This is a genomic window from Psychrobacter sp. 1U2, assembly GCF_051847575.1.
Window position 1 is genome coordinate 1 of the sequence record NZ_JBPYDC010001552.1, and the last position, 575, is coordinate 575.

1 pseudogene is annotated in these 575 nt (G+C 41.2%); it reads right to left on the reverse strand.

Annotated elements, in window-relative coordinates:
• Positions 1-575 (reverse strand): annotated as a pseudogene (locus tag ACS8FD_RS23130) (hypothetical protein); the annotation flags it as partial.

The window sequence follows — 575 nt, forward strand, 5'->3', positions numbered from 1 at the left end:
AGGAATATAAGCTTGCGGTAATGAAGACATTGCCATTGCCGCCGAGATACCTGCATTGGCGTCGTCTTCAACATCGTCGATTCTATAACCTAGCGAATCAACCTTGCCCTCAAGTTTTGAGTCCATATCAGCAATTTGACCATTGATTACTCTGTCAATACTATCAAATTGGTCGTTAAGCTGACCTACGTTCACAGCATCACTATCCTCGACACCATCAGCAACGTTAGTTATTGTGTTGCCACCGTTGTCTAGACCATTATTACTAACAACGACATTATTATTTGGGCCACCAGTTACGGTCACGCCATCATCGTTGACTGTGGTATTGCCAGCGACCACTCTATCTGTAGTCACACTATCTACATTAATATTATTGTTTAGATCGAATCTAATACTACTGCCTTGAGCAGTAGTGGTAATGTTGTTACCACCTACAAAGCCAAGTACGCTATCATCACCTATTGGTTTATTGATATTGTTGCCACTATCCGCACCAAAGTTTAATCCGCCATCCAGTCGATTGGTATTATTAGTAATATTGGTCGTATTGCTAGCGATGTTAGTTGTATTGT